This is a genomic window from Streptomyces roseofulvus, assembly GCF_039534915.1.
GTDB classification, from domain to species: Bacteria; Actinomycetota; Actinomycetes; order Streptomycetales; family Streptomycetaceae; genus Streptomyces; species Streptomyces roseofulvus.
In genome coordinates, this window is record NZ_BAAAWE010000001.1 from 6,506,073 (window position 1) to 6,525,281 (window position 19,209).

Consider the following 19,209-nt stretch of genomic DNA (forward strand, 5'->3'; position numbering starts at 1 on the left):
TGGAGGAAATGCGATGGCGCAGGTCGAGGCCACGACGGAACGGATCATCGCTGCGGACGCGGAGACCGTGTTCGACACGCTGGCCGACTACAGCGGCACGCGCGCGAAGCTGCTGCCCGAGCACTTCAGCGAGTACGAGGTGCGCGAGGGCGGCGACGGCGAGGGCACCCTCGTCCACTGGAAGCTGCAGGCCACCAGCAAGCGCGTCCGCGACTGCCTCCTGGAGGTCACCGAACCGACCGACGGGCAGCTCGTCGAGAAGGACCGCAACTCCTCCATGGTCACCACCTGGACCGTGACCCCGGCCGGCGAGGGCAGGTCCCGCGCCGTCGTCACCACCGTCTGGAACGGCGCCGGCGGCATCGGCGGCTTCTTCGAGCGGACCTTCGCCCCCAAGGGCCTGGCCCGGATCTACGACGCCGTGCTCGCCAACCTGGCGGCCGAGACCGAGAAGTAACGCCCGCGGCGTTCACCGATTCGAGTGGATTCCCCGCCGCCCCCGTACCGGCGCCCGACGCGCCGAGGGGGCGCGGGGAGTTCACGAAACGCGCTGATGAAGGCGCACAAGTGCCCCCTCGCGCGCCGCCGTTCGCACCCCTCGCGCCACCCTCCGCCCGTACCGCCCGACTTGCTCCCGCTTCGCGCCCGATGCGAAGAATGGCCCGTCCCCGAGTCTGCCTCCAGCCGAGGCCGCTACCGAGCCGGGGCGACGCCATGACGAGGGGAGCCGTACGTGGGTGCCATCACGCTGGTGAAAGACGCCGGGGAAGCCGCGGTGCTCCCCGGGGACGGCCCGCCCGCCGGACCCCCGCCGCAGCCCCCGGCCGAGACGCCCCTCGACCCCCGCCGCGTCCGGCTCGTCTTCTTCGGCCTGATGCTCGCGCTGCTCCTCGCCGCGCTGGAGCAGATGATCGTCGCCACCGCCCTGCCGAAGATCGTCGGCGAACTCCAGGGCCTGGACCGGATGTCCTGGGCGATCACCGCCTACCTGCTGACCTCCACCATCGGCCTGCCCGTCTACGGCAAGCTCGGTGACCTCCTCGGCCGCAAGAGCGTCTTCCTCTTCGCCATCGTCGTCTTCGTCATCGGCTCCGGCCTCGCCGGCTGGTCCCGCAGCATGGACGAGCTCATCGCCTTCCGCGCCCTCCAGGGCGTCGGCGCCGGCGGCCTCATGATCGGCGTGCAGGCGATCATCGCCGACATCGTCCCGGCCCGCGAACGCGGCCGCTACATGGGCCTCATCGGCGCCGCCTTCGGCCTCGCCTCCGTCGCCGGACCGCTCCTCGGCGGCTTCTTCACCGACCACGTCTCCTGGCGCTGGTGCTTCTACTTCAACGTGCCCTTCGGGCTCGTCACCCTCGCCGTCGTCGCCGCCGTCCTCAGACTGCCCAAGCCGAAGGCCCGCGGCCGCTTCGACGTCCTCGGCACCCTGCTCCTCGCCGCCGCCTCCACCTGCCTGGTCCTGCTGACCAGTTGGGGCGGGACGGAGTACGAGTGGGACGACCGGGTCATCCTCGGCCTCGGCTGCGGAGCCGCCGGAACCGTCCTGCTCTTCCTCGTCGTCGAGCACCGCGCGCCGGAACCCCTCATCCCCCTGCGCCTGTTCCGCGACTCCGTCTTCACGGTCACCTCGCTCGTCGGCGCCGTCGTCGGCATCGCCCTTTTCGGCGCGGCCAGTTACCTGCCGAGCTTCCTCCAGATGGTCGAGGGCGCCTCCGCCACCGAGTCCGGGCTGCTCATGCTGCCGCTGATGGGCGGCATCGTCGTCGCCTCCGTCGTCTCCGGCCAGCTCATCAGCCGCACCGGCCGCTACAAGGTCTACCCGCTGATCGGCTCCGCCCTCGCCGTCGTCGGCATGGCCCTGCTCTCCCGCATGGACATCGGCACGCCCCGCCTCACCCACAGCCTCTGGCAGGCCGTGCTCGGCACCGGCATCGGCCTGATCATGCCGGTGCTCATCCTCGCCGTGCAGAACTCCGTCCGGCCCGCCGACCTCGGCACCGCCACCAGCGCCCACAACTACTTCCGCCAGATCGGCGGCAGCGTCGGCGCCGCGATCTTCGGCACCCTCTTCGCCGCCCGCCTCGACTCCGCCCTCGCCGACCGGCTCCCCGCGGTCCAGAGCTCCGGCGCCGCCGCCCTGCCGCCCGCCGAGGCGATCACCCCCCAGACCGTGCACGCCCTGCCGCCCGCCCTGCGCGACCTCTACATCCAGGCGTACGCGGACGCCATGCCGCGCATCTTCCTCTACCTCGTGCCGGTCCTCGTGCTCGGCCTCGTCCTCGCCTTCTTCCTCAAGGAGCAACCGCTGGTGTCCCACCACACCCCCGCCCCCGAGGCCGTCGACGCCTTCCTCGACACCGGCGTCCAGGCCGTCCCGCACGCCCGCCACGCGGGCCCCGCCCCCGCCCAGGCCGCACCGCTCCACACCGGAGTGCCCGTCTGCGGCACCGTCCAGCACCACGACGGCAGCCGCGTCCCGCGCGCCGCGCTCACCCTCATCGACGTCGGCGGGCGCCAGATCGGCCGCGGCGCCAGCGGCGAGGACGGCCGGTACGCGCTCAGCGTGCCCGCCAGCGGCTCGTACGTGCTGATCGCCGCCGCCGGCGGCCACCAGCCGCAGGCCGTCTCCGTCACCGTCGGGGACCGGCCGGTCGACCTCGACGTCGTCCTCGGCGGCGCGGGACGCCTCGCCGGATGCGTCGTGACCGCCGACGGCAGCCCGGTGCGGGACGCCGCCGTCACGCTCACCGACGTGCGCGGCGAGGTCGTCGCCTCCACCCGCAGCGGCCGCGAGGGCGGGTACGTGATCACCGAACTGGTCGCCGGCGAGTACACCCTCGCGGCCAGCGCCCCCGCCTTCCGGCCCGCCGCCGTTCCGGTCAGCGTCCAGTCCTCCCGCGAGACCCGCCAGGACATCGAGCTGGCGGGCGGCGCCGTCCTGCGCGGCACGGTCAGGGCCGGCGGCGGGCGCCCGGTGGAGGACGCCCGGGTCACCCTGCTCGACGCGGCCGGGAACGTCGTCGACACCCTCACCACCGGGCCCGACGGCACCTTCCGCTTCGTCGACCTGTCCTCCGGCGAGTACACGGTCATCGCCGCCGGCTACCCGCCCGTCGCCACCGTCCTCCAGGTGGCCGGCGGCGGCCGCACCGAGCGCGACCTCCAGCTCGGCCACCAGGACTGACGGCCCCGGACCCGTCAGGAGGCGGTCGGCGCGGCCTTGCGCAGTGCGGCGATGCAGCTGCCGATCGCCTCCTGGAGGGCTTCGAGGCGCTGGAGCATGTCCTCCTCGTAGATCTCCTCCTCCATGACCTCGTCGAGGGTGAGCTCCTCGAAGACCTTCGTGGCCTTCTGGAGCGAGCTGTAGAAGCGGGTGCGCCGCTCCTGCACCCGCAGCGCCGGGTCCTCCTCGACGGCCTTGGCGACGAGCCCCTTCACCGACTCGTACGCCTCGCCGGCCCACTCGCCGGCCTCCTCCGCGTCGTCCAGCTCGTCGAGCAGCGACAGATGCCGCTCGGCCTCCGCGCGGACCTCGGGCGGCGCCTCCACCGTCTGTCCGGCGGGCGTTTTGATCTGCCCGTTCTCGACGATCTGGCGGACGTACCCGATCCGGTCCGCCACCTTCGCCTCGGTCGCCACGGCCTTCTTCAGGTCGTCGGTGCGGGCGATGGCCCGCGCCAGCTCCGTCTGGAGCGCCGGGTCCTCCTTCATCCGGTCCAGCAGCGCCCCGCGCGCCGCCTCGGCCGTCCCCGGGTCGGCGAGGATCGCGGCCCGCAGCGCGGTCGGGTTCTCCGCCACCTCCAGCGCCTTCGTCGGCCGGATGCCCTCCGCCTCGGCCGCGGCGCTGATCGCCTGGCCGCGCACGGAGGAGGCGCTGTTGCGGGAGGTGTAGTAGGACAGCCACACGTCGGCGTCCGGCAGCTCGATGTCGGCGCCCGGCTCCAGCACCTCGAACTGCGGCACGAGACCGTCGTCGGCCGCCATGTCCCACGCCTTGTAGTAGCGCATCACGCGGTCCGCCGAGCACCCCGCCAGCTCCGCGAACGCCCGCGCCGACACCTTGCGCGCCGCCACCCCCTCGGCCGCCTGCCCACCGGGCCGCACGCTGCGCGCCACCTTGAGCGCGAACGCCCAGCCGCCGGTCCGCGCGTACACCCCGAACTCCCGGGCGTCCCGGACGACCACCGGGTCGTGGTCGGCGGGGTCGGCGGCGACCTCTTCCTCGCCGGTCTCGCCGGTCGCGACGGTCTCTTCGGACGCCTCGGGCGCCTCGGGCGCGGGGGTGGCCTCCGGGACCCAGAAGTTCTCCTCCGGCTCGGAGGAGGCGGGGGCGGGGGTGGTGTCGGACGGATCGAGGGCGATGGTCACCGAGAACACTCCGGTCGGTCGGGCGGGACAACTGCGGCCGACAGCCTATACGTACCGCTTGGCGATGTTTGGCCCGATTCCGGAGTCGGATCGTCGGAGAAAGCGATGGCGCGCGGCGGGACCGCCGGGCAGGCTGTCCCCATGATCCACGGAATCGAGACCCGCCCCGCGCGGTGAGCGCCCCGCACGCGCGGCCGACGCCCGCGCCCGCCCTGTACGCGTACGCCCGGAGCCTGCGCGACGCCGCGCCCGGAGCGCCGCCGCCCCGGGGCGGGCACCCCCTGCCCGCCACGGCACGGCCTCCGTACGACAGGGCCGTCCGCCTCCCCTACAAGCAGGCCCGCGAGACCGTCACCGGCCTCCTCCGGGACCGGATCGCCGGGCCCGGCACGGCCCGCGCCGCCGCCGGGACCGAGCGCGGGCTCGCCGCCACCGGTGTCCGCGACCACCTGGTCTTCCACACCGCCGCCGCGCTCGACCCCGCCGACCCGGCCGCCGCCCGCGCCCTCGCGCGACGGCTCGTCCGCGACGGGACGACCGTCCACGGCGTGGCCGCGGGCCTCGGACTGCTCACCCGGCTCGGCGAGCCCGAGGACGTCCCGTACCTGCGCGCACTCGGCGCGCTCCACGACGTCTTCCGGTACGCCGTCGAAGCCCTCGACCCCCTGGACCGGCCGGCCGCCGCGCTGCTGTGGCTGACCCACTACCCCCTGAACGCGCCGCGCGGTCTCGTCGAGGCCGTCGCCGCCCGGGACCACGCCGCCGTACGGGAACAGCTCCTCGGGCTCGCCCCGCGCGACCGGCTCATGGAGCCCGCCCACGCCCGCCGCGTCGCCGAGGCCACCGGGCTCGTGGACCTCCTCGGCCGGGCGCCCGAGGACACGGCGCTGCCGGCCCAGGCCCTGCGCGTCCTCGCCCGGATGGTCACCCAGGGGGACCACGGGATCGAGATCCTCGCCTACGCCGACGCCACCGCCCTCTACGGGACGGTGGCGGAACGAGCCCACCTGCTGAGCCCGGCCCCCGGTCACCAGGCGCGGCTGGTCACCCTCGCCCAGGAACTCCACAGCGGCGCCTCCCGCCTGCTCGCCTGGCCGCCAGGCCGGCGCGAGACCGTCCTCGCGCGGCTCCTGGAGGCCGTGCGGGAACCCGCGGAGGCCGGGCGCCGTGCCGACTGGATCCGGCGCACCGCCCGGCACCTCCGGGCGGCGGGCCCGGCCCCCGCGCCCGGACTGCGCGTCGAGGTCGCCGTCGCCGACCCGGCCGGACCGACCGCCGTCGAGACGCGGATCCTGGTCGACGGGCGCCCGATCCTGCCCGTCGCCTTCCCGCAGGGGCGGGGGGACACCCCCGAGGAACTCCTGGACGCGGGCGCCCTGCGAGCCGCCGCCGAGCACCGGGCCGTGCGGCTCGGTGTCACCTCGTGCGCCGAGGCGTGCTGCGGCGCCCTGTACGTCACCGTCCGCCGCGAGGGCCGGCACGTGGTGTGGGACGGCGGGCGCCGGCCCGGCGGGACGGCGGACCCCTCCGCGTACCGCTTCGACGCCGACGCGTACGACGCCGAGATCGCCCGCGCGGAGAACGACCACTCCTGGACCTGGCCCGCCCGGCACACCGCCCGCCTGATCGCCGCCGGACTCCGTGACCGGCCCGACCTCCTCACCCGCTGGGGGCTCCGGCGGGGATGGATCAGTACGTACCACGACGACCCCGACACCACCGTCGTCACCTTCACGGAACGGCCCGCCGGGGGCGACGGGGACGCGCCCGGCGAGCCGGGCCGGTTCCACCAGTGGCGGCTGCCCGACGACGGAAGGCCGCCCGCCGAACGCGCCGCCGAGGCGCTGCGCCGCATGGCCGAGACGGATCCGCGGACCCTCGCGCGACGGCCCTGACGTGCCGGTACGGTCCTCCCGGCGGTGCCACTGGTCCACTCCAACGACAGTTGTCCACAGGGGTGGTAGCGGCGCCGGGCGGAGCGTACGGTTCCCTCCATGAAGATCCTCATCAGCGCCGACATGGAGGGCGCCACCGGCGTCACCTGGCCCGCCGACGTGCTGCCCGGCACGCCGCAGTGGGAGCGGTGCCGGCCGATGTTCACCTCGGACGTGAACGCGGCGGCGCTCGGCTTCTTCGACGGCGGTGCCGACGAGGTGCTGGTGAACGAGGCGCACTGGACGATGCGGAACCTGCTCCTGGAGCGACTGGACGACCGCGTGCAGATGCTCACGGGCCGTCACAAGTCGCTCTCCATGGTCGAGGGAGTCCAGCACGGGGACGTCGACGGGATCGCGTTCGTCGGATACCACACCGGTGCCGGCGCCGAGGGCGTCCTCGCCCACACCTACCTCGCCAACTCGATCACCGGCGTCTGGCTGAACGGCCTCCGGGCGAGCGAGGGCGTGCTCAACGCCCATGTCGTCGCCGAGTACGGCGTGCCCGTCGTCCTCGTCACCGGCGACGACCTGACCTGCGAGGACGCCCTCGGGTACGCCCCGGAGGCGCTCAAGGTCGCCGTCAAGGACCACGTCTCGCGGTACGCGGCGGTGTGCCGGACCCCGGCCCGCACCGCCGCCGACATCCGGGCCGCCGCCCGCGAGGCCGCCGCCCTCGCCGTCCGGCACGACCCGGTCCACGCCGGACCGCACACCGTCGAGGTCGAGTTCGACGCCGAGCACCTGGGCGCCGCCGCCACGGTGGTTCCCGGCGTGGCGCGGAGCGCCGAGCGGCGCGTCGCGTACACCAGCGCGACGATGTACGAGGCGATCCGCACGTTCAAAGCGGTCACGACGATCGTCTCGGCCGCCGTTGAGGAGCAGTATGGCTAGCAGCACGACCCCCGCAGGACCCGACGCCGAGGCGCTCGACGAGGTCGTCGCCTTCACCTCGGACCTCATCCGCATCGACACGAGCAACCGCGGCGGCGGCGACTGCCGCGAGCGCCCCGCCGCCGAGTACGTCGCGGAGCGGCTCGCCGACGCGGGCGTCGAACCGACCCTGCTGGAGCGCACCCCCGGCCGGACCAACGTGGTCGCCCGCATCCCCGGCACCGACCCCACCGCCCCCGCGCTCCTCGTCCACGGCCACCTGGACGTCGTCCCCGCCGACCCGGCCGAGTGGACCGTCCACCCCTTCTCCGGCGAGGTCCGCGACGACGTCGTCTGGGGCCGCGGCGCCGTCGACATGAAGAACATGGACGCGATGGTCCTCGCCGTCGCCCGCTCCTGGGCCCGCCAGGGCGTCCGGCCGCGCCGCGACATCGTCCTCGCCTACACCGCCGACGAGGAGGACAGCGCCGACGACGGCTCCGGCTTCCTCGCCGACCGGCACGCCGCCCTCTTCGAGGGCTGCACCGAGGGCATCAGCGAGTCCGGAGCGTTCAGCTTCCACCCGCAGCCCGGGATGACGCTCTACCCCATCGGCGCCGGCGAACGGGGCACCGCCTGGCTCCGGCTCACCGCCCGCGGCCGGGCCGGCCACGGCTCCAAGGTCAACGACGCCAACGCGGTCACCCGCCTCGCCGCCGCCGTCGCCCGCATCGGCGCCCACACCTGGCCCGTCCGGCTCACCGCCACCGTCCGCGCCGCCCTCACCGAACTCGCCGCGCTGCACGGCATCGAGGTCGACACCGACGACCCCGACCTCGACGTGCCGCTCCTCCTCGACAAGCTCGGACCGGCCGCCGCCCTCGTCGAGGCCACCGTCCGCAACAGCGCCAACCCGACCATGCTCCAGGCCGGGTACAAGTGCAACGTCATCCCCGGCCAGGCCGTCGCCCACGTCGACGGGCGGATGCTGCCCGGCGCCGAGGAGGAGTTCGCCGCCACCATGGACCGGCTGACCGGCCCGGACGTGGAGTGGGAGTTCCACCACCGCGAGGTGCCCCTCGAAGCCCCCGTCGACTCCCCGACCTTCGCCAAGCTGCGGGCCGCCGTCGAGCGCTTCGACCCGGACGGCCACACCCTGCCGTTCACCATGTCCGGCGGCACCGACGCCAAGCAGTTCTCCCGCCTCGGCATCACCGGCTACGGCTTCTCGCCGCTGAAGCTGCCGCCGGGCCTGGACTACGGGGCGCTCTTCCACGGCGTGGACGAACGCGTCCCCGTCGACGCCCTGCACTTCGGCGTGCGGGTGCTCGACCACTACCTGAAGACCGCCTAGCGCCGGACCACCGCACACCCGGCACCGACCCGTACCCAGGGGGGAACGAGGATGCAGAACACGGCCGCCCACGGCAGCTGGCCGTCGCCCGTCGGAGCCGCGCTGGCGGCCGCCAGCGACGGACGTCCCGAACACCTCGGCACCGTCGGGGACGAGGTGTGGTGGTCCGCCCCGCGCCCCACCGAGGGCGGACGGCGGACCCTGGTCCGGCGGCGCGCGGACGGCACCGAGGAGACCGTCCTGCCGGCCCCCTGGAACGTACGGAGCCGGGTCATCGAGTACGGCGGCCGGCCCTGGGCCGCCGTCGAACGGCCCGGCGCCGGACCCCTGCTGGTCTTCTGTCACTTCCCCGACCAGCGGCTCTACGCCTACGAGCCCGACGCGGAACCCGGCGCCGCGCCCCGGCCGCTCACCCCCGTCTCCGCCGTGGGCGGCGGACTGCGCTGGGCCGACCCCGTGCTCCTGCCCGGGCGGGGCGAGGTCTGGTGCGTCCTGGAGGAGTTCACCGGCCCCGCGCCCACCGACGTCCGCAGGGTCCTCGCCGCCGTCCCCCTCGACGGCTCCGCCGCCGACGACCGCGCCGCCGTCCGCGAACTCTCCGACGGACGCCACCGGTTCCTCACCGGCCCCCGGATCTCCCCCGACGGGCGGCGGGCCGTCTGGCTCGGCTGGGACCACCCCCGGATGCCCTGGGACGGCACCGACGCCGTGCTCGCCGAGATCACCGCCGACGGCACCCTCAAGGACGCCAGGACCGTCGCCGGCGGCCCGGCGGAGTCCGTGCCGCAGGCCGACTGGGACGCGGCCGGCCGCCTCCTCTTCGCCAGCGACCGCACCGGCTGGTGGAACCTGTACCGCGCCGAACTCGCCGCCGACGGCGGCCTCGGCCCGGCCCGCGCCCTCTGCCCCCGCGAGGAGGAGTTCGCCGGACCCCTCTGGAAGACCGGGGTCAGCTGGTTCCAGGCCCTGGAGACCGGCCCGATCGCGGTCCTCCACGGGGAGGGCGACGCCGTCCTCGGCATCCTCGACCCCGAGACCGGCACCCTCGTCGACGCCCCCGGCCCCTGGACCGTCTGGGGCTCCACCCTCGCCGTCCTCGGCACCCGCGTCCTCGGCGTCGCCGCCGCACCCGACCGCTTCGCCGAGATCGTCGAGCTCGACACCCGCACCGGCCGGACCCGCGTCGTCGGCTCCGCCCACCGCGACCCCGTCGACCCGTCCTTCTATCCCCGGCCCGTCGTCCGCACCTTCACCGGACCCGACGGCCGCGAGATCCACGCCCACGTGTACCCGCCGCGCAACCCCGGCACGACCGGGCCCGCAGGCGAGCTCCCGCCCTATGTGATCCGCGCCCACGGCGGCCCCACCGGACGCTCCGCCCTCGTCCTCGACCTGGAGATCGCCTACTTCACCTCGCGCGGCATCGGCGCCGTCGAGGTCAACTACGGCGGCTCCACCGGCCACGGCCGCGCCTACCGGGAACGGCTCCGCGAGCAGTGGGGCGTCGTCGACGTCGAGGACTGCGCCGCCGTCGCCCGCGCCCTCGCCGCCGAGGGCACCGCCGACCCCGCCCGGCTCGCGATCCGCGGCGGCAGCGCCGGCGGCTGGACCAGCGCCGCCTCCCTCGTCCAGACCGACGTCTACGCCTGCGGCACGATCATCTACCCCGTCCTCGACCTCAAGGGCTGGGCCACCGACGAGACCCACGACTTCGAGTCCCGCTACCTGGACGGACTCGTCGGCCGCCTCGACGAGGTGCCCGAGCGGTACGAGGAGCGCTCGCCGCTCGAACACGTCGACCGGATCACCGCCCCCTTCCTGCTCCTCCAGGGCCTCGACGACGTCATCTGCCCGCCCGCCCAGGCCGAGCGCCTCCTCGCCCGGGCCGCAGGCCGGGGCGTCCCGCACGCCTACCTCGCCTTCCCCGGCGAAGGCCACGGCTTCCGGCACGCCGAGACCATGGTCCGCGCCCTGGAGGCGGAACTCGCCCTCTACGCACGGGTCTTCGGCTTCGACCGGCCCGACGTCCCGGAGCTGGAGCTGCGCACGTGACCGCCGCCGCCTCCGGCCCCGTGCCCGCGCTCGCCCGGCCCGCCCGGCTGCGGCCGGGCGACCGGGTCGCCGTGGTCGCCCCCAGCGGCCCCGTCCCGGAGGCCGCGCTGGCCGCCGGACTCGACGTGCTGCGCGGCTGGGGACTGGAACCGGTGGTCGCCCCGCACGTCCTCGACGTCCACCCGCGGCTCGGTCACCTGGCCGGCGCCGACCGGGACCGCGCCCGCGACCTCACCGAGGCGTGGTGCGACCCCGCGATCGCCGGGGTGCTCTGCGCGCGCGGCGGCTACGGCGCCCAGCGCATGACCGACCTCCTGGACTGGCCCGCGATCCGCGCCGCGGGGCCCAAGGCGTTCGTCGGCTACAGCGACGTCACCGCCCTCCACGAGGCGTTCGCCGTCCGCGCCGGCTTCGCCACCCTGCACGGCACCATGACCGCCGTGGCGGCCTTCGCCGGCGACCCGGCCACCCGGGAGTCGCTGCGGGCGGCCCTGTTCGAGCCCGAGACCGTCCGGGTCCTCGGCCTCGGCACCGCGCGGCCCCTCGTCCCGGGCCGGGCCACCGGCGTCACCCTCGGCGGCTGCGTCAGCCTGCTCGCCGCGGACCTCGGCACCCCGCACGCCCGGCCCTCCGCCCGCGGCGGGCTGCTGCTCCTGGAGGACGTGGGGGAGGAGCCGTACCGCCTGGACCGGATCCTCACCCAACTGCTGCGGTCGGGCTGGCTCGACGGCGTCGCCGGGATCGCCCTCGGCTCGTGGGAGGAGTGCGGACCGTACGAGGAGGTCCGCGCGGTCCTCGGCGACCGGCTCGGCGGCCTGGGCGTCCCGGTCGTGGAGGAGCTGGGCTTCGGCCACGGCCCGACCGCGCTCACCGTCCCGCTCGGCGTACCGGCGGTCCTCGACGCCGACGCGGGCACGCTCACGTTCGAGAGACCCGCGCTGATCTGAGGCGCCGCCCGGCCGGGCCCGGCGGGACCGCGGGCGAGGGCTACTCGGCCGCCAGGCGCCGCTGGTGCTCCGTCGCCTTGGTCCGGCTGGTCTCCAGGTGGCGCAGCGCCAGCTCCTCGACGCGCTCGACGTCCCGCGCCTCGATGCCCCGGAACAGCTCCTCGTGCTCCTCGGCGACGACCGTGAAGTCGTCGTGCTGGCCGAGCAGCCAGCGCATGCGGCTGCGCAGGGTGCCCTCCAGCTCGGTCAGCAGGGCGTTGTCGGCGAGTTCGGTGACCGTCTCGTGGAAGTCGGCCGCCGCCCGGCGGGCCTCCGCCCCGTCGCCGCGCTCCGCCGCCGCCCGCTCGGCGTCGAGGACGGCCCGCAGCTTCGCGAGGCCCGCGCGGGTGCGGCGCTGAGCGGCGAGCCGGAAGGAGAGGATCTCCAGGGCGGACCGGACCTCGACGAGGTCGGCGATGTCGGAGGCGGTGAATTCCCGGACCACCGCCCAGGTGCGCGGCCGCGGCGTCACGAGTCCTTCGTTGACCAGGTCCTTGAGGGCGTCGCGGACCGGCAGGCGGCTCACGTCCAGCTCGGCCGCGATCTCCCGCTCCACGAGCCGGCTGCCGGGGGCCCGCGTCCCGTCGATGATCTGGTCGCGCAGGGTGCGCGTGATCCGCTCCGACTCGGGCCTGAACTCCTCAGCAGCTGTCATGGCGCCATTGTTCCACCGGGGAGGACGGCACCCGCCGCCCTCCCCGGGGCGGTCACAGCGCCGCGTAGCCCGGGCGCACGATCTCCTCGATCAGCCGCCGGCGCTCCGGCAGCGGCAGGAACGCGGCCTCCAGGGCGGCGACCGTGAACTCCTCGAAGACCGCGGGGCCGTAGCCGAAGGCGTCCGCCATGTGCTGGAACTCCTCGCTCATGGTGGTGCCGGAGACGAGCCGGTTGTCGGTGTTCAGCGTGATGCGGAAGCCGAGGCGGCGCAGCTCGTCGATCGGGTGGGAGCCGTAGTCCTTGGCGGCGCCGGTCTGCAGGTTGGAGGTCGGGCAGACCTCCAGGGCGATCCGGTTGTCGCGGACGTACGCGGCGAGGCGGCCGAGGGTGCCGTCCTCGGCGATGTCGTCCGTGATCCGCACGCCGTGCCCGATCCGCTCGGTGCCGCAGACTTGCACGGCCTCGTGGATCGACTCGGCGCCGACGGCCTCGCCCGCGTGGATGGTGAAGTGGCAGTTCTCCCGCTTCAGGTGCTGGAAGGCGGGCAGGTGGCGGGCCGGCGGGTTGCCGATCTCGCCGCCGGCGATGTCGAAGCCGGCCACGCCGTTGTCGCGGTGGGCGACGGTCAGCTCGGCGATCTCCAGCGAGCGGTCGGTGTGCCGCATGCCGGTGAGCAGCGCGCGGACGGTGATCCGGCCGCCGGTCCTGCGCTCGCCCTCGCGGAAGCCCTCGTTGACCGCCTCGACGACCTCGTCGAGGGTCAGGCCGCCCTCCAGGTGCTGCTCGGGGGCGTACCGGACCTCGGCGTAGACGACCCCGTCCGCCGCCAGGTCCTCGGCGCACTCGGCCGCGATGCGCAGCAGCGCCTCGCGGGTCTGCATGACCGCGCAGGTGTGGGCGAAGGTCTCCAGGTAGCGCTCCAGGGAGCCGGAGTCGGCGGCGTCCCGGAACCAGACCGCGAGCTCGGCCGGGTCCTCGGTCGGCAGCGCGGTGTAGCCGCACTCCCGGGCCAGCTCGACGATGGTGGCCGGGCGGAGCCCGCCGTCGAGGTGGTCGTGGAGGACGGCCTTCGGGGCGCGGCGGATCCAGTCGGAGACGGCGGCCCGGGCAGGCGTGGCAGGGTTGTCAGACAAGTGCATGGCCGGGAAGTGTACGTCATCACCCGCCGGGCGGGGAGGCCCGGCCGACGGGGCCGGCGGCGCGGGCTCAGTGGGACTGCAGGACCGGCAGCGCGGGGGCGCCCGTCGGCAGCATGTGCTTGGCGGCCAGGACCGGGGTGTCCCCTACGCGCACCACCTGGGTGACGAGGACCGCGGGGGTGTCGGCGGGGCGGCCCAGCTGCTCGCCCCGGCGGCGTCCGAGGAGGGTGGCGGTGATCCCGCTGTGGGCGTGCAGCGCGACCTCGCGGGAGGCGGCGAGCAGCACCGACAGCATCGACACGGCGGGATCCCCGGCCGGCGCGTCCCCGCACTCCCGCAGCGCGGCCGCGAACGCCGGATGGACGCGTTCCAGGACCTCGTCCGCCGCCGCCCACTCGTGGCACAGCGCGGCCGGCCCCGACTCGCCGCTCAGCAGCGACTCCCAGAACCGCAGCTCGGCGCGGGCCGGGGCCAGCAGGTGCTGGGTGGTGAAGTCGGTGGGCTCCTCCACGCTGCGCAGCAGGGCCCGGACGCGGGGGCCGGTGCCGCCGCCGACGAGCTCCTCCAGCGGCTGGACGTGCTCGAAGCCGCGGCGCGGAGGGCGCGCGTTCACGGTCCGCCCCACCCCCCGGCGCACCGTGAGCAGGCCGTCCTCCTGGAGCAGCAGCAGCGCCTCGCGCAGGGCGGGCCGGCTCACCCCGAGTTCGGCGGCGAGCTTCGGCTCGGAGGGGAGGGTGGATCCGGGCGGGTAGGTGCCGTCGTGGACGGCGTCCGCGATCCGCTCGTAGAGCGCCACCACCGGTCGCCGTCGGTGCCCGCTGAGCGCCAAGGCCCCTCCTCGTCCCTTCGTCCGGCCACCACCGTAGCCGCCCCTGGTTGTCTGACAAGTCACCCGGACGGCGCTGTCCACCGCCCCGCCGACGTGCCGGTCCCCCCATTCTGGTCCCACGGCTACGCCCGTGACGGACGACAGGAGAGGGGCCGGGCATGAGTCCCAAGGACACGGCAGGCACGCGACGGGGGGACAGGCTCGGCGCCGTCACCCCGGGACGCATCGCGATCGCGGTCGTCGCGGTCCTCCTGCTCGTCTTCATCTTCGAGAACACCCGCGAGGTGAAGATCCGGCTGCTGATCCCCGAGGTGACGATGCCGCTCTACCTGGCGCTCCTCGCCACCGCCGTGCTGGGCGCGGTCTGCGGCTGGTACGCCGCCCGGAGGGGCCCCCGGAGGAACAAGTGAGGCGCGGCGCCCTGATCGGGGCGGGCGCGGCCCTGGCCGTCGCGGCGGTGGCGGCGGGCGCCGTCGGCGACACGGCCGCCCGGCGGGCCCGGCCGCCGATGCCGGACTTCCGCGGCGGCGGCCTGTGGCGGGTCTTCACCCGCCTGGACCACCGCACCCGCCTCGACGTCCACGACGCGTCCGGCCGCGACCGCCGGGTCCTGTGGCCCCCCAGCTGGCGCGTCTGCACCCAGTACCCCGCCGCCGGCACCGGCCTCGACCGCCGCACGACGGTGACGATCGGCGTCCTCCGCAAGGGCGAACCCTGCCCCGCCCGCGTGACGACGGCCCGCCGCTGACCCGCGCACGCCCCGCGGGCACCGCACGACGGCACCCTGCCTGGCGCCGGCCGGGAGCCCGAAGGCAGCCCGACCCACCGGCGGTCTCCCGGACCGGCTCGCGGGCCCGCCCAAGGCCGACCGGCGGGGCGGCAGTCGGCCCCCTCCGGGCCGTACCCCGGCGGGACGGCAGCCGGCACGCCTCCCCACCGCCTAGCCTGGGACGCATGTCCGGCGATCTTGAGCGTTATCTCGTGGTCGGGCCCCGGGTGGGGCTGCGGCCGTTCACGTCCGGCGACGCGGGGGAGTTCACCGCGCGGGCCGAGGAGAGCGTCGCGCTGCACCGGCCGTGGCTGTTCCCGCCGCGGACGGCCGAGGCGTACGCCGCCTACGCGGGCGCGCTGATCGAGGATCCGGCGCGGGCCGGCTTCCTCGTCTGCGAGCGCGAGGAGGGCGGGCGGATCGCCGGCTTCCTCACGATCAACAACATCGTCCACGGCGCCTTCCGCAGCGGCGCCCTCGGCTACGGCGCCTTCGCGCACGCCGCCGGGCGCGGCCTGACGGGGGAGGCTCTCGGACTGCTCCTGGGGTACGCCTTCGGGCCGATGGGGCTGCACCGGCTCGAAGCCAACATCCAGCCGGGCAACGCCCCGTCCCGCGCCCTGGTCCGCCGCGCCGGCTTCCGACTGGAGGGCTTCTCGCCGGCGATGCTCTTCATCGACGGCGCCTGGCGGGACCACGAGCGGTGGGCGATCACCGACCCTTGCGGTTGACCTTCATCGTGTCGAGGTCCGTCACCGTGGACTTCAGCCCCTTGTAGCCGTGGCCGAGCGCGGCCAGCGCCGCCTCCACCCGCTCCTCGGCCAGCGCGCCCGCCATCTCGTCGCCGTCCTCCGCGTCCGACTCGACGACCAGCCGGTACGAGAAGTGCTTGAGCGCGCGGTCGTACGTGAGCGAGCCCTCCTCGGTGAAGCGCATCGCCGTCAGGCCGTGCTCCTCCACCTCGGCGAGCAGCCGCTCACGGCTCTCGGGCGACAGCCCGTCGAAGGTGCCCCGCACGATGACCCGGTAGGTGTGTGGCGTGCCCATCTCTCGTACTCCCGTGGTGCTCCCGGTGCCCGCCACGGCGGCGGACGACCCTCCACCCTAGGCAGGGTCCCGCGCCGGGCGCACGCGCATTAAGCGCGACGGAAGGCCCAGGTCACGCGGTCTGTTCACGGCGGTCCCCGGCGTGTTCCATGGGCGGATGACGACCGTACGACGTGCCGTGCTCACCCTCCCCGCGGCCCCGCTCGGCCCGGACAACCCGCTGCCCGCCCTCCGCACCCCCGGCCCGGCGCACGCGCTCGGGCCCGCCGAACTCGCCGCGCTCCCGCGCGAGATGGCGCGGGGCATCGGCCGGGCGCCGCTGCGCAGCCTGCTGCCCGCCCCGGTCCGCGACGGCTACGGCCGGGACCGCCCGGAGCGGGCCCTCGACGCCCTCGTCCTGGAGAACGACCGGCTGCGGGTCACCGTGCTTCCCGGGCTCGGCGGCCGGGTCCACTCCCTCCACCACAAGCCCAGCGGCCGCGAACTCGTCTACCGCAACCCCGTCTTCCAGCCCGCCGCCTTCGCCCTCAACGGCGCCTGGTTCTCCGGCGGCATCGAGTGGAACACCGGCGCCACCGGCCACACCACCCTCTCCTGCGCCCCGCTGCACGCGGCGACCGTCCCCGCCCCGGACGGCACCCCGATGCTCCGCCTCTGGGAGTGGGAGCGCCTGCGCGACCTGCCGTTCCAGGTCGACCTGTGGCTGCCGGAGGGCTCCGACTTCCTGCTCGTCGGCGTCCGCGTCCGCAATCCGCACGAGCGGCCCGCCCCGGTCTACTGGTGGTCCAACACCGCCGTTCCCGAGCGCCGCCGGATCCTCGCGCCCGCCGACACCGCCTGGCACCACGGCCACGACCGCGGGCTCCGCAGGGTCCCCGTCCCCGCCGGTGAGGACGGCACCGACCGCTCCCGGCCCGGGCACAGCACCCACGCCGGCGACTGGTTCTACGACCTGCCGGACGGCGGACGGCGCTGGATCGCCGCCCTCGACGAGGACGGCACCGGCCTCGTCCAGACCTCCACCGACGGCCTGCGCGGCCGCAAGCTCTTCGTCTGGGGCACCGGACCCGGCGGCCGCCGCTGGCAGGAATGGCTCACCGCGCCCGGCACCGAGGGGTACGCCGAGATCCAGGCCGGCCTCGCCCGTACCCAGCTCGAACACCTCGAACTCGCCCCCGGGTCGGAGCTGAGCTGGCTGGAGGCGTACGGGCCGCTGGTCGCCGATCCGGCCACCGCGCTCGGCGCCGACTGGGCGGCGGCCCGGGCCGAGGCCGAGCGGGCCCTGGACCTGGCCCTGCCCCGTACCGCCGTCGACGCCGCGCACACGGCCTGGCGGGAGGGGGCCGCCGACACCGATCCGGCCCCGGACGCGGTCCTGGCGGCCGGCTCCGGCTGGGGAGCCCTCGAAGTGCTGCGCGCCGGCCACGCCCTCCCGGGCACCCCCTTCCCCGAGGCGACGCTCGGCCCCGAGCAGGAGCCGTGGCGGGAGCTGCTGCGCACCGGCGTCCTGCCGCCGCCCGCGAAGGGCGACCCGCCGCTGCCGCCGCAGGTCGGCCCGGCCTGGCGGGACATGCTGGAGACCGCGCCCGCCGACCCGTCCACCGAGTACCACCTCGGCATCGCCCAGTGGCACGCCGGCGACCGCGCGCAGGCCGTCCGCAGCTGGGAGCGGGGCCTGGCGGGGGCGGTGGTCCGCTGGCCGCTGCTGTACTGCCTGGCCGTCGCCGACCGGGAGGAGGGGCATCCGGAGCGGGCCGCCCACCGCTTCGCCGAGGCGTGCGGGGAGCTGGACGGGACGGTGGACGGGCCGGCCGCCGTCACCGTGGCCGCCGCGCTGACCCGCGAGGCGGTCGACGCCCAGCTGGCCGCCGCGCGGCCCGAGCGCGCCCGCGCGCTGTGGCGAGCGCTGCCGGAGGAGGTGCGCGCCCGGGGCGCGTTCCGGCTCCTGGAGGCCCGGATCCTCCTCGCCGAGCGGCGCCCGGACGAGGCCCGGGCCGTCTTCGACGAGGGCTTCGAGGTGCCCGACCTGCGCGAGGGCGCCGAGATCCTCGGCGACCTCTGGTCCCGGCTCACCGACGAACCGCTGCCGGCCGCCTACGCGTTCCGCATGCGGCCCTGATCGCGCGTCAGGGGACGCGGCACAGGACCTCGCCGTGCGGCACCATGAACCAGGCGTCCTCCTGGGTGCCCCACTCGCGCCAGGCGGCGGCGACCTCCGCCAGCTCGGCGCGGGTGGCGTGGCCGCCCTCGACCGCCAGGTCCGCGTAGGACGAGCCGGTCGTGCGGTCCGCCCACAGGCCGCTCCACCAGGCCCGCTCCTCGGGTCCCGCGAAGGTCCAGACGCTGCCCGAGGCGGCGACGTCGGCGAAGCCGGCCTCCCGGGCCCAGGCGAACAGCCGCCGTCCGGCGTCCGGTTCGCCGCCGTTGGCGCGCGCCACCCGGTGGTACAGGTCCAGCCAGCCGTCCAGCGCGGACCGTTCGGGGTACCAGGTGAAGGCGCCGTAGTCGCTGTCCCGGGCGGCCACGATCCCGCCCGGCCGGCACACCCGGCGCATCTCGCGCAGCGCCCGCACCGGGTCGCCCACGTGCTGGAGCACCTGGTGGGCGTGGACGACGTCGAAGGAGTCGTCGGGGAAGTCCAGGGCGTGCACGTCGGCGACGGCGAACTCCACCTTCTCCAGGCCGCGTTCGCGTGCCGCCGCCCGCGCCTTGCCGAGGACGTCCTCGGCGCTGTCGACGGCGGTGACCCGCCCCGGGGCGACCAGCGCGGCCAGGTCGGCGGTGATGGTGCCGGGCCCGCAGCCCACGTCCAGCACGTCGAGCCCCGGGCGCAGTTCGCCCAGCAGGTAGGCCGCCGAGTTGGCTGCGGTGCGCCAGGTGTGCGAGCGGAGCACCGACTCGTGGTGGCCGTGGGTGTAGACGGCGGTCTCGCGGGCCTGGGTCCGCTCGGAGGCGTGCGTCATGGAACCGACTCCCTCTGGTGTGGGTACGGGCCTCCACCGTAGGGCCATCTGACGCATGGTGAGACGGGTGTCTTGGGATGTGGACAGAAGAGGGGTCGGGAGCAGGGAATTCCGGACTGGAGTTGGTTTCTAGAAAGGACTTCTATATGTTTCCCCTCGGGGGGACGCGCAACGGGGGCGCGTGCCCGCGGAGGCGGCCCGGACCCAGGGGGGAGACCGGGCCGCCGCCGCGCTC

At 75.5% G+C, this 19,209-nt stretch carries 17 protein-coding genes; 11 read left to right on the forward strand and 6 right to left on the reverse strand.

Annotation, left to right across the window (positions count from 1 at the left end):
• The first annotated feature begins 13 nt into the window (after positions 1-13).
• Positions 14-457: an SRPBCC family protein gene (locus ABFY03_RS29965; protein ID WP_031004497.1), complete on the forward strand. Its 444-nt coding sequence runs from the start codon at positions 14-16 to the stop codon at positions 455-457.
• Between the two features lie 276 nt (positions 458-733).
• Positions 734-3,187 carry an MFS transporter gene (locus ABFY03_RS29970; RefSeq protein ID WP_386723609.1) on the forward strand — a complete coding sequence of 818 codons (2,454 nt, stop codon included), beginning with the start codon at positions 734-736 and terminating at the stop codon, positions 3,185-3,187.
• 14 nt (positions 3,188-3,201) lie between these two features.
• Here ABFY03_RS29970 and ABFY03_RS29975 read toward each other — a convergent pair whose 3' ends face one another.
• Positions 3,202-4,371: a hypothetical protein gene (locus ABFY03_RS29975; protein ID WP_346171272.1), complete on the reverse strand. Its 1,170-nt coding sequence runs from the start codon at positions 4,369-4,371 to the stop codon at positions 3,202-3,204.
• A gap of 173 nt (positions 4,372-4,544) precedes the next feature.
• Between ABFY03_RS29975 and ABFY03_RS29980 the strand changes: the two genes are divergently transcribed.
• The 5 genes from ABFY03_RS29980 to ABFY03_RS30000 all read left to right on the forward strand — a co-directional run bounded on the left by ABFY03_RS29980 (position 4,545) and on the right by ABFY03_RS30000 (position 11,531).
• Positions 4,545-6,266 (forward strand): hypothetical protein, encoded by a 1,722-nt coding sequence (locus ABFY03_RS29980; protein WP_346171273.1) that lies wholly within the window; start codon positions 4,545-4,547, stop codon positions 6,264-6,266.
• Positions 6,267-6,365: 99 nt separating this feature from the next.
• On the forward strand, positions 6,366-7,199 hold the full coding sequence (locus ABFY03_RS29985) for a M55 family metallopeptidase (RefSeq protein ID WP_319013313.1): 834 nt from the start codon (positions 6,366-6,368) through the stop codon (positions 7,197-7,199).
• Positions 7,192-8,532, forward strand: coding sequence for a M20/M25/M40 family metallo-hydrolase (locus ABFY03_RS29990; RefSeq protein ID WP_346171274.1), 1,341 nt, complete (start codon positions 7,192-7,194; stop codon positions 8,530-8,532). Before ABFY03_RS29985 ends, ABFY03_RS29990 begins: the two co-directional genes overlap by 8 nt.
• Positions 8,533-8,583: 51 nt before the next feature.
• Entirely contained in the window at positions 8,584-10,584 is a 2,001-nt protein-coding gene (locus tag ABFY03_RS29995) for a S9 family peptidase (protein WP_346171275.1), read from the forward strand.
• Positions 10,581-11,531, forward strand: coding sequence for a S66 peptidase family protein (locus ABFY03_RS30000; RefSeq protein WP_346171276.1), 951 nt, complete (start codon positions 10,581-10,583; stop codon positions 11,529-11,531). Before ABFY03_RS29995 ends, ABFY03_RS30000 begins: the two co-directional genes overlap by 4 nt.
• Positions 11,532-11,571: 40 nt before the next feature.
• Here the strand turns inward: ABFY03_RS30000 and ABFY03_RS30005 are convergent, their stop codons facing one another.
• The 3 genes from ABFY03_RS30005 to ABFY03_RS30015 all read right to left on the reverse strand — a co-directional run bounded on the left by ABFY03_RS30005 (position 11,572) and on the right by ABFY03_RS30015 (position 14,195).
• Positions 11,572-12,225, reverse strand: a complete 654-nt coding sequence (locus ABFY03_RS30005) for a GntR family transcriptional regulator (RefSeq protein ID WP_319013309.1) — start codon at positions 12,223-12,225, stop codon at positions 11,572-11,574.
• 52 nt (positions 12,226-12,277) lie between these two features.
• Complete coding sequence (locus tag ABFY03_RS30010) at positions 12,278-13,366, reverse strand: adenosine deaminase (RefSeq protein ID WP_319013308.1); 1,089 nt, start codon at positions 13,364-13,366, stop codon at positions 12,278-12,280.
• Between the two features lie 67 nt (positions 13,367-13,433).
• Positions 13,434-14,195: a GntR family transcriptional regulator gene (locus tag ABFY03_RS30015; RefSeq protein ID WP_319013307.1), complete on the reverse strand. Its 762-nt coding sequence runs from the start codon at positions 14,193-14,195 to the stop codon at positions 13,434-13,436.
• A 158-nt stretch (positions 14,196-14,353) separates the two neighbouring features.
• Between ABFY03_RS30015 and ABFY03_RS30020 the strand changes: the two genes are divergently transcribed.
• The 3 genes from ABFY03_RS30020 to ABFY03_RS30030 all read left to right on the forward strand — a co-directional run bounded on the left by ABFY03_RS30020 (position 14,354) and on the right by ABFY03_RS30030 (position 15,695).
• Complete coding sequence (locus ABFY03_RS30020; RefSeq protein ID WP_319013306.1) at positions 14,354-14,605, forward strand: lipopolysaccharide assembly protein LapA domain-containing protein; 252 nt, start codon at positions 14,354-14,356, stop codon at positions 14,603-14,605.
• Positions 14,602-14,943, forward strand: a complete 342-nt coding sequence (locus tag ABFY03_RS30025) for a hypothetical protein (protein ID WP_319013305.1) — start codon at positions 14,602-14,604, stop codon at positions 14,941-14,943. The genes ABFY03_RS30020 and ABFY03_RS30025 overlap by 4 nt, the downstream gene beginning before the upstream one ends.
• A gap of 206 nt (positions 14,944-15,149) precedes the next feature.
• Positions 15,150-15,695 carry a GNAT family N-acetyltransferase gene (locus ABFY03_RS30030; RefSeq protein ID WP_346171277.1) on the forward strand — a complete coding sequence of 182 codons (546 nt, stop codon included), beginning with the start codon at positions 15,150-15,152 and terminating at the stop codon, positions 15,693-15,695.
• Here the strand turns inward: ABFY03_RS30030 and ABFY03_RS30035 are convergent.
• The gene (locus tag ABFY03_RS30035; protein WP_319013303.1) at positions 15,676-16,011 is read right to left on the reverse strand and encodes a DUF6204 family protein; all 336 of its coding nucleotides are present in this window, start codon (positions 16,009-16,011) and stop codon (positions 15,676-15,678) included. The two genes, ABFY03_RS30030 and ABFY03_RS30035, sit on opposite strands and share 20 nt — an antisense overlap.
• 157 nt (positions 16,012-16,168) lie before the next feature.
• Between ABFY03_RS30035 and ABFY03_RS30040 the strand changes: the two genes are divergently transcribed.
• Positions 16,169-18,130: a DUF5107 domain-containing protein gene (locus ABFY03_RS30040; protein WP_346171278.1), complete on the forward strand. Its 1,962-nt coding sequence runs from the start codon at positions 16,169-16,171 to the stop codon at positions 18,128-18,130.
• A 7-nt stretch (positions 18,131-18,137) separates the two neighbouring features.
• Here the strand turns inward: ABFY03_RS30040 and ABFY03_RS30045 are convergent, their stop codons facing one another.
• The gene (locus ABFY03_RS30045; protein WP_346171279.1) at positions 18,138-18,974 is read right to left on the reverse strand and encodes a methyltransferase domain-containing protein; all 837 of its coding nucleotides are present in this window, start codon (positions 18,972-18,974) and stop codon (positions 18,138-18,140) included.
• Positions 18,975-19,209: the final 235 nt, after the last annotated feature.

Coding starts and splice junctions, on each gene's coding strand:
- ABFY03_RS29965 (WP_031004497.1), top strand. CDS start 14: ATGGCGCAGGTCGAGGCCACGACGGAACGGATCATCGCTGCGGACGCG.
- ABFY03_RS29985 (WP_319013313.1), top strand. CDS start 6,366: ATGAAGATCCTCATCAGCGCCGACATGGAGGGCGCCACCGGCGTCACC.
- ABFY03_RS29990 (WP_346171274.1), top strand. CDS start 7,192: ATGGCTAGCAGCACGACCCCCGCAGGACCCGACGCCGAGGCGCTCGAC.
- ABFY03_RS29995 (WP_346171275.1), top strand. CDS start 8,584: ATGCAGAACACGGCCGCCCACGGCAGCTGGCCGTCGCCCGTCGGAGCC.
- ABFY03_RS30005 (WP_319013309.1), bottom strand. CDS start 12,225: ATGACAGCTGCTGAGGAGTTCAGGCCCGAGTCGGAGCGGATCACGCGC.
- ABFY03_RS30010 (WP_319013308.1), bottom strand. CDS start 13,366: ATGCACTTGTCTGACAACCCTGCCACGCCTGCCCGGGCCGCCGTCTCC.
- ABFY03_RS30020 (WP_319013306.1), top strand. CDS start 14,354: ATGAGTCCCAAGGACACGGCAGGCACGCGACGGGGGGACAGGCTCGGC.
- ABFY03_RS30030 (WP_346171277.1), top strand. CDS start 15,150: ATGTCCGGCGATCTTGAGCGTTATCTCGTGGTCGGGCCCCGGGTGGGG.
- ABFY03_RS30035 (WP_319013303.1), bottom strand. CDS start 16,011: ATGGGCACGCCACACACCTACCGGGTCATCGTGCGGGGCACCTTCGAC.
- ABFY03_RS30040 (WP_346171278.1), top strand. CDS start 16,169: ATGACGACCGTACGACGTGCCGTGCTCACCCTCCCCGCGGCCCCGCTC.
- ABFY03_RS30045 (WP_346171279.1), bottom strand. CDS start 18,974: ATGACGCACGCCTCCGAGCGGACCCAGGCCCGCGAGACCGCCGTCTAC.